Genomic DNA, 9,752 nt, shown 5'->3' with positions numbered 1-9,752 from the left:
TCCCTGCGGCCCGGCGGGTCCAGCAGGTCCAGCAGGCCCCTGCGGGCCGGGAGGTCCAGGCGGGCCGGGAGGTCCGGGAATGCCGGGGCGGCCCGGGTGACCATAGCCCGGGCGGCTGGGGCAGTAACCGGGGAAGTACGGGAAGAGAAAGCACGGATCAGCGAGGCCGGCTTGAGCGTCAGGCTTCACGGCGGCAGCCTCGCCACCATCGGCGTACGCGGCACCTGTCAGAGCACTGGACGCCAGGGCCACGCTCACGGCCCCCGCCCAAAACGCCCGAGGTATGGCTATTCGAGACAACACGTCACCTCCAGGAAGGGGCCCGCAGCGGGCGGCAGCCGCCGCTACTGGCAGAGAGGAGCGGTCATCAACAGCCGCGAGCCCAAAGAAAGAGTCGCTCTCCGTGTCGAGCTGCGCACACTGAGTGGCCGACCGGGTGAGTCCCGCGGGGCCACTGGCCTAGCTCGGCTTCCCGCATCGTTCGCATGACGGTCTGGCTATGCTAGGCGGACAGCGTCGCTGGTTATGGGCCGGACGGATCGTGATCGATCACTGGAGATCCGTCCCATGCCGGAGTTCGAGCTTCCCGAGGACATCACTTCCCTCGACGACGATGCGCTGGCAGCGGCCCTCGATGGGGCCCGCGGCGCTTTCGCGCAGCTGTCCGCCGCCGACAACGTCACCCCCGATGGCCTGGTCCGCATGCGCGAGCTGGCGGCCGGTGTCGAAGCCATCCGCACCGAGCAGGCCGCCCGGGTCACGGCCGCCGAAGAGGCCGCCGCGGAGATCGAGGCCCTGGCCGCGCAGGTCCGCGGCGACGAGGGCGGCGCGGAGACCGAGGTTGAGCCGGAGCCGGTGGTCGAGCCGGCCACCGCCGCCGCCGTGGAGCCTCCGGCGCCCGTGGAGCCGGAGCCGGTCCCGCAGGCGCAGACCGCGTCGATGGCGCGCCGCTCCCTGAACCTGTCGCACGTCCGGCAGCGTCAGCCCCGTGTCCTGCCGGAGCCCCCGGCCCCGACCACGTCCATCACCGCGGCGGTCGACGTCCCCGGCTACACCCCGGGCTCGGCTCTGGAGTTCGGCCAGATCACCGCCGGGATCATCTCCCGCGCGAACGCCCTCAAGACGGCGGGCGGCGGCGTCGGGCAGGTCATCTCCTACCGGCACCCGTACCCGCAGGAGCTGATCGTCACCGACTCCTCGTCGGCCCCGGAGGGCACCGAGGTTGCGATGCGCGCGGCCGACCAGCGGCGCCTGCCGCAGAGCAACCTTGTCGCGTCCGGCGGCTGGTGCGCCCCGTCGGAGACGCTGTACGAGATCACCGACGTGTCCTGCCCGGACATGCTGTGGGACCTGCCCGAGGTGCAGCTCGCCCGGGGTGGCCTGCGCTACTACAAGACCCCGTCGCTGGACGTGGGCGCGCTGACCTGGGTCCACACCGAGGCCGACGACATCTCCGGCGCCACCAAGCCCTGCTTCAAGGTGCCGTGCCCGGACCCGGTCGAGGTCCGCTGTGACGCGGTCGGTGTCTGCCTGGAGGCGGGCATCCTGACGCAGCGCCACTTCCCGGAGCTGGTCTCCTGGTACCTCCGCAACACGATGGTGGCCCACGAGATCCGCATCCGCTCCGAGCTGTGGACGCAGGCCATCGCCCTCGCCACGCCGGTCGCCATCCCCGCCACCTTCGGCGCCGTGTCGGCGATCTTCGCCGCGGTTGCGCTGCAGGCCGCCGACATGATCGAGCGCCACAGCTTCTGTGACTCGATCTCGCTGGAAGTCGTCTTCCCGTGGTGGTCGCGGAACCTGTTCCTCGCCGACATCGCCCGCCGTAACGGCGTCAGCATCGACGAGGTCTCCAACGCCGACGTGCAGGACGTGTTCAGCCCGCTCGGCGTCCGCATCCAGTGGGCCCGCAACCTGACCCCGGCCGTGCCGACCGACATCGGCGGCGCCACCCCCGCCACGGCCTGGCCGGACGAGGTCTCGTTCCTGATCTACCCGGCCGGCCAGCTCCAGCTGGGCCGCGGTGAAGAGGTCAACCTCGGCGTCATCCACGACAGCACGAAGTTCTCCACGAACGACTACACCGCGCTGTTCGCGGAGGAGTGCATCGCGCTCATCGACCGCTCCGTCGACACGCGGTACGTCACCGTCCCGGTCTGCCCCTCGGGCACCACCGGCGGCCAGCAGCTCCTGACCTGCCCCGCAGTCTGATCCCTGCCCGCCCCAGTCGTGCCGGGCCCGTCCGAGGCGCGGGCCCGGCACACCCCTATGAACACGGAGGCGAGCAGTGGCCGCAGGTCTGCGAAGGTACGTCGAGGCCATCCCCGGCACCGCGCTCCCGCACGGCATCCTCAACACGTGCACGGACGTCCGCGACGTCGACGACGTCCACGAGCTGCTGGGTGTCGAGTGGCTCGCGCTGGGCTGCTGCCCCGTCCAGGTGTGGCAAGACCCGTGCATCAACGATGACGAGTCCCCGGGCGCCCCGGCACAGAAGACGTTCTGCCGCCCCGAGCTGGAGCACGCCGAGCCCATCACGGTGTACGCCGGGTCGGAGTGCTCCACGATGGGCTGGACCTACGCCGAGGCCCGCGCCCACGCCGAGGCGTCGCTGGAGCTCGGCGAGCAGCAGGCCGTAGAGGCCGGGTTCTGGACGCAGCACCTCGCGACGACAGCCGTCGACCTCACCCCGGCCGAGGGTCCGGTGAACATCGCGCAGGGCGTCGCCGCCCTTGAGGGCTGCCTCGCCGAGTCGTACGGCGGCGTCGGCACCCTCCACGTCCCGGCCGGCGCGGCCGCCCTGCTGGGCTGCTGCAACCTCGTCCGCGAGGACCCCGCCAGCGGCTCCCTGCGGACCCTTGCCGGAAACTGCACGATCATCGGCGCCGGGTACTCGGCGATGAACACCGGCCCCGGCAACATCCCGGCCGACCCGGGCACCGCCTGGCTGTACATCACCGGTCCGGTCGTTGTCCGCCGGGGCCCGACCGTGACCGTGCCCGACCAGCCCGGCCAGTCCGTCAACATCCGCAACAACGACCGGCGCGTTCTGGTCGAGCGGACCTATGTCGTCGCCACGACCTGCGTCGTGTGCGCCATCTCGGTGGTGACTTGCCCGTGAGCAGCAGGAACCTCATCCACATTCAGCCGACCAGGGACCGCCGTGTCGGCTTCGCCCGCTGGGCCGTGGCGCAGCGCCCGAAGGTCGGCACCGTCGGCCCGCACACGTTCGCCGTCCCGGCCCGCCTCTTCCCCGACATCGCGGAGGAGCTGCTGATCGGCGCTGTCGTCGACGGACGGCCGTACGTGTCACCTGATGAGCCGCAGGCGGCAGCGGTCCCGGAGAGGGAGGGGATCCCCGGGGAACCGCTGCCGCCTGTCCCGGACTCGGCGTACCCGCCGGACGCGGTGCCGCTGCCGCCGCCGGACTTCGCGCCGCTGGAGGACGCCCCGGCCGACGACAGCGATCGAAGCGACGCAGGCACGGACGAAGGGCCCAACTCGGACGGCAGGTTCGCGTGTGGCGGCTGCCCGCGCGACTTCTCCACGAAGCGCGGGCGGGACCTCCACCAGCGCCAGGCACACCCGGAGGCGTAACCCATGCCCGTTGAGCCGGTCCCCTGTGCCCCTGGCGGGGACGTCACCCCGGTAGAGGTCACCACCTGCTGCGCGCCGTCGATCGCCTCGGCGGCGCTGTGCCGTGCGGACGGCTCGACGGTTCTCCTCGTCGTCCGGTCCGGCTGCGTCGAGTGCGGCGAGGCCGCGCCCGATCCTGAGGCCGTCGGCTGGATCGACGCCGCCACCGGCCTGTTCACCGCTGGGCCGCCGCCCGCTGATGCCGGTCCGTGCGAGTCCGGGTGCGCCGACATCGTGCCGCGCGACCTGTGCGACGACACCGACGGCGACGGCCAGGCCGACACCGAGTACAGCGAGCTGTGGTGCGTCCGCGCCGACGGCACAGCCGAACTGCTGCTCACGTACCAGGGCGACCCGTCCACGCCCTACGTGCCGATCTCGCCCGTGCCCTGCGCCGGCGAGTGCATCGACACCGTGTGCCGCCAGCGGTGCGACGACACCGACGGCGACGGCCAGGCCGACGCCACGTACAGCGAGCTGTGGTGCATCCACGAAGACGGCTCCGCCGAGCTCGTCCTCACCTACCAGGACGACCCGTCGGTGCCGTACGTGCCGACCGCGCCGATCGACTGCACCTACGGGTGCCCCGAGTCGGAGACGGTGACGCTATGCGACGACACCGGCCCGTTCCTGCGCCGGTACAGCTTCCTCAACGGGACGGCGACGTACGAGGACGTCGCCCTCGACGGGCAGACCCCGCACGTCGTCATCGGCACCGCAGGGGTCTGCGCCGGAACCGCTGACCCGGGCACCAGCGACTGCGCGAGCCCCACGACCCCGGCGGCGACCCTCGGCCTGTGCCTCGCCGACGGCACCCCGATCGCCGTCCTCATCACCCGGGACTGCGACGGCGCCACCACCCAGGACGGCTGGCTCAACCTCACCACCGGCACGTACAGCGCGGGCGCCCCGCCCGTCGGCGCGCAGGCCTGCGGGGACTCCCGCGCGTTCGAGCTCGCCGGGCTGCTGTGCGACGTCGACCCGGGCACCGGCGACGTCCTCGGCCTGGTCCTCGTCGAGTACGAGTACAACCCGGACGGCTCCCTCGCCTCGGTGCGCCTGGTCGACCCCGCCACCGGCAACACCTACACCCTGCAAGGCGACCTGACGGTCTGCCCGGGCGGCGCCGCCGCGAACGCCGCCGACCAGGACCTGACGGTCCTGTGCGATGTCCAGCCCGACGGCTCCTCGGTGCCGTTCGTGCGGGACTTCCGGCGCGACCCCGCATCGGGCGCGGTCACCGGCCACACGGACTACGGCCTCGACGGCGCCCCGTACACCGTGACGGGCACGGTCGGCGTCTGCAGTCCGGCCGGCCCCGACGAGCAGTGCGTGCCGCTCACCCTCGGAGAGGTCTGCTACGCGCCCGCCGTGACCTCCGGCACCCTCGACATCGGCACCACCGTTGACGGGACATGGGAGCAGGCATCGCAGGCCGGCACCCCGCCGGTCGCCGACCCGAACGCCCTCACCTGGGGGCCCGCGGGACCGACCCCGTACAACGCCGGCTTCGGCCCGATCACCGGCCAGCAGCGCCCCGGGCTGATCACCGGCCTGTCAGGATCGGTCGCCGGCTGGCACTACCTCCGCAAGACGTTCACGACCTCGGCCATCGTGACGGAGATCAGCGTCTCGGCCCGCGCCGACGATGCCCCGCACCGCATCTGGCTGGATGGCGCCCTCCTCACGGACTACTCGGCCGTGCCGGGTTCGCCCGACATCAACGACCCCATCACCTACTGGTACGCGTGGGCGCCGGTCCGGACGTTCACCGTCGCGCTCCCGGCGGGTTCCCACACGCTGACCCTGGAGTACGACAACAACATCCCCACCGTGGCGTGGGGCGCCCTCGACGCCCGCCTCACGCTGGCTACCGCCGGGGAAAGCGCGCGGGCGCAGGTCGTCCAGGGCCGCGACGGCACCACGACCCTCGTCGACATCGAGACGGGACAGACCGTCCCGGACACGGCCGTGATCGTCACGTGCCCGTGCGGCTGCGCAGACGACGGCGGCAGCGGCACGTGCAGCAATGCCAGCACCCTCCTCCTGTGCGACCTGCCGGACGACGTCGACCCCGACGGCGAGCCGGCCGCCACGGACACGGCACAGCAGTTCATCGCCGACATCCCGAACGGGGACTTCATCGCCCGCCCGGGCGGAGGCGCGGCGCTGTGGTCCGGCGGCACCATCACGTTCGCCGCCGACGTGTCCACGAACCCCGGCACGATCACCCAGGTCCACCGGTACGTGGCGGCAACCCTCCAGGCGGACGCCCCGGCCTGCAACGCAGGCACCGCGCACCTGAGCCTGTCCGTCGACGTCGAGAACCTCGGCCCCGGCGTCGGCTGCTCCGGTGCCGGGCGGTTCCGCCTGTTCCACACGGACGGCTCGGTCCTCGCGGCCGGTACCGGCCTGATCAACACCCCGGTCGGGGTGCCGCAGACCCTCACCGTGGAGGCGGACGTGCCCGCCGCCGCCCTGGCGGCCGGGGACGTGGCGATCTGGCTGGACGTCGAGACCTTCCAGACCGCCACCTGCCCGCCCCCGGACGGCAAGCAGTGGGAAGCGCGGAACTTCACCGCGGCGTACGCGTACGACGTCGACGGCTGCGGGACGCAGTTCCTCCGCACGGTCACCACGGACTGCACGACCGGCGCCGTCACCGCGGTCACAGACACGGACCTCGCCGGCGCCCCGTACACCGTCACCGGCGAGGTCGGGCAGTGCGCGGCCACAGGCGGCGGCACGATCGTCCCCCAGATCTGCGCCCGCACCGAGGCCCTGACCTTGTGCGACACGGCCGCAGGCGGGACCGTGACGCCGTTCCTGCGGACCCTCACCTACGACTGTGACGGCGCCCTGACGTCGAGCGCGGACACCGCCCTGGACGGGGCCACGACCTACACCCCGACAGGGACGGTCGGCGTCTGCCCGGCGTCGGTCGAAGAGCCCGGCGTGGACGTCGAGTTGCTGCCGATGTGCGTTGTCGACAACGCCAGCGGCGGGATCATCCAGCGCATCCTCGCCGAAGTCCGGTACGACACCGAGACCGGTGACCGGCTGTCGGTCAACTACGTCGACCCGATCACCTGGGGCCCCGTCGCCCTGCCCGGCGGCACCCACCTGGACGTGTGCCCCGAGGAGCAGCCGGAGCCCTCGCCGGACGTCGCGGTCATCCCGCTCTGTGACCTCGTCGACGGGGCCGAGCCGGTGCCGTTCCTGCGGCACTTGGTCTACCTGCCCGGCGCGGATACCCCCACCGTCCTGGACACCGGCCTGGACGGGGTCACGCCGTACGCGCCGGTCGGGCTTGTCGGCGTCTGCCCGCCCGGCGACGACGGCGAGGACTGCACCAACGGCACCACGGTCCTCCTGTGCGACCAGCCCGCCGGTGGGAGCGGGCCAGTCACCGCGGCGATCACGGACGCCACGTCCGCCGACGTCGGACAGACCCAGTTCACCAACCTCCCCGGCCCGTACACCGCGCTGTGGTCTGGTGGCTCGCTGGTCTATCCGGCTGGGACGGGCCCGAACCAGGAACACGCGCAGGCCACGGGCCGGATCACCGCCGTCGCCCCGGCCGGGTGCGAGACGTCCGGCGGCACCCTCACCGTCTCCGTCCGCGTCACGCAGAACGGGCCCGGTACCGGGCAAGCGTGGGATGGTGCGCTGCGGCTTTTCCGGGGGACGACGCTCCTGGACTTCGACGACGCCCTCACCTACGCGCCGCCCGGCTGGACGAAGACGCTCACCGTGTCCGCTCCGGTCACGGCCGCCGACCTCACCAGCGGCAACCTGTTCGTCGGCCTCCCCCTGGAGACCTTCCACGGCACCGCCAAGCAGTGGACCGCCGACCAGTTCTCCGCCACGGTCCAGCTCACGGACTGCGCGAGCAACGAGAGCATCCAGTTCCTCCGCACGATCGTCACGGACTGCGAGACCGGCGCGGTCGTCGCCACCAGCGACACCACCCTGGACGGCGACCCGTACACCGTCACCGGCGACGTCGGCCAGTGCGCGGCGGCCGGCGGCGACGAGGAGGAGTGCTGCGACACCGACAGCACCCTGACCCTGTGCGACGTCGCCGACGACGGCACGAGCACGCCGTTCCTGCGCCGCCTCACCTACACCCCCGGTATCGCTACGCCCACCGTCGCGGACTTCGCCCTCGACGGGACCACGCCGTACACCGTGGCGGGCACCGTCGGCGTCTGCTCCCCGGCCGCCGAACCGTGCCGGAACTCCAGCTCGCTCCTGCTGTGTGACCTGCCCACCGACGGCGACCCTGCGCCGACCGTCACCGACACCCCCGGCGGGCCGTACTACCCGTACACCACGGGCGTGGCCATGCCCGGGGCTCAAACCCTTTGGGACGGCGGCACGCTCGTCTTCCCGGACGCGGCGGGTCCGCAGCCGGGCACTGGCGGAACCGTACGCACCGCCGCGGCGGTCATCCAGGCGCCGCGGCCGGTCTGTGACGCGGGCACCGCGCACGTGACGGTGCAGGTCGACGTCACCCAGCTCGGCCCCGATAACGGGTGCCGGAACAGTGGCTTCCTCGGCCTCTACAACGGCCCCGGAGAAGCGGGTCGGGTAGCCCTGGCGCTCGCCCCACTCGACACGCCCGCCGGGTGGTCCGGAACGCTCACCGCCGAGGCCGACGTCCCCGCCGCCGATCTCGCCGCCGGGAACATCGTCGTCCTGGTCGCGTTCGACGCCTACGACGACAGCGGCGCCACCTGCCCGCCGCCGCGCCGCACCGCCTGGCAGCTCTCCGCGTTCACCGCCACCACGGCGTACGACCAGACCGGATGCGACACGCAGTTCCTCCGCACCGTCACCGTCGACTGCGAGACCGGCACGGTCACCGCCGTCACGGACACCACCCTCGACGGGCAGCCCTACACGCTCACCGGCGAGGCCGGACAGTGCACCCCGACCGGCAGCGGCGGCACGGTCGTCGAGCCGTGCGGGGACACCGAGGTCGTCCAGCTCTGTGATCTGACCTACGACCCTCAGGCCCCGATCCCGACCCCGGCCGGCGACTTCACGCTGACCGGGAACGTGGTGGCCGCCAACAACGGCACGACTCTCTGGTTCGCCCAGGCCAACCAGCCGGCCAACGGCGTAGCGGAGCTGACGGTAAGCGGGCTGCTCCCGGCCACGCTGTACGAGTTCCGGTTCGCTTCCGCATGGATCGGCGCGGGAGGCTCCGACCCGGTCGGCAACGCCGCGATCTACCGGCTGGACGTCCTCGACGGCGCAACGGTGCTCGCCACGAGGACTCGGAACGTCTCCAACGGGTCGAACGTGTTCCCCGGCGGCGTGCTGTCCGAGGACATGCCTCCGTTGGCGTTCATCGCCCCCGCAACGGGCGCGGTCACGATCCGGTTCACCGACCAGACGACCGGCGGCCCGATCAACGACCGCGACCTGTTCCTCATGCCGTTCGAGGTGCGGACGGCGGTACTGACCGTCACGCGCACACCGTTCCTGCGGCGCTTCACCTTCGACTGCGACGGCGGCCTCACCTCGACCCAGGACCTCGGCCTGGACGGCACCACGCCCTACGTCGTGGAAGGCGAGGCGGGACAGTGCGCCGCTGACGGCACGACAGCCGGGTCGGTAACGCCGTGCGACGTGCAGAACGTCCTCGAGCGCTGCCGGTGCGACGACACCGACGGCGACGGCGTCGCGGATACCGAGTATCTGGAGCTGTTGGGTGTCGACTGCGACGGCACCCTCACCAGCCTCGGCACCTACACGCAGGACCTCACCGCCCCCTACACCCCGGTCGCCCCAGTCGACTGCGACGAGGCCGCTGGCGGCGCGGACCCGGCGCAGGGCGTCCAGGCGCGGCGGATCGAACTGACCCCGGGCGCCACCTGGGACGCGGCAGGGTACGCGGCGCTCCAGTCCGTCACCGCCGTGGCGCATGGCGACAGCGCCACGATCACCACCGCGGACGGCACGAGCACGCTCCACGTCACCGAGTCGGCGACCTGGAGCGTCGCGCGTGAGCCCGACGCCGCTCTTACCGGGCCGCTCACCATCACGGCGGGTACCGGCACCGTCTCGATCACCTTCACGTCAGGAGTGACCCTGTAATGAGCGGA

General features: G+C 72.3%; 4 protein-coding genes. All 4 read left to right on the top strand.

Annotated elements, in window-relative coordinates; genetic code table 11:
- Nucleotides 1–567: 567 nt before the first annotated feature.
- The 4 genes from PV341_RS07910 to PV341_RS07895 all read left to right on the top strand — a co-directional run bounded on the left by PV341_RS07910 (nt 568) and on the right by PV341_RS07895 (nt 9,744).
- The gene (locus PV341_RS07910) at nt 568–2,211 is read left to right on the top strand and encodes a major capsid protein (RefSeq protein WP_500324216.1); all 1,644 of its coding nucleotides are present in this window, start codon (nt 568–570) and stop codon (nt 2,209–2,211) included.
- A 76-nt stretch (nt 2,212–2,287) separates the two neighbouring features.
- Nucleotides 2,288–3,121: a cupin gene (locus tag PV341_RS07905; protein ID WP_500324217.1), complete on the top strand. Its 834-nt coding sequence runs from the start codon at nt 2,288–2,290 to the stop codon at nt 3,119–3,121.
- The gene (locus PV341_RS07900; RefSeq protein WP_500324218.1) at nt 3,118–3,597 is read left to right on the top strand and encodes a hypothetical protein; all 480 of its coding nucleotides are present in this window, start codon (nt 3,118–3,120) and stop codon (nt 3,595–3,597) included. The genes PV341_RS07905 and PV341_RS07900 overlap by 4 nt, the downstream gene beginning before the upstream one ends.
- A 3-nt stretch (nt 3,598–3,600) precedes the next feature.
- A complete protein-coding gene (locus tag PV341_RS07895; protein WP_500357178.1) occupies nt 3,601–9,744 on the top strand; it encodes an RHS repeat domain-containing protein in 6,144 nt (2,047 codons plus the stop codon).
- The last annotated feature ends 8 nt before the right edge of the window (nt 9,745–9,752 follow it).

Source organism: Streptomyces sp. PA03-1a (assembly GCF_033792805.1).
In the GTDB taxonomy this organism is placed as follows: Bacteria; Actinomycetota; Actinomycetes; order Streptomycetales; family Streptomycetaceae; genus Actinacidiphila.
The sequence above is the reverse complement of the archived record's forward strand: the minus strand, read 5'-3'. Positions and strand labels throughout refer to the sequence as shown.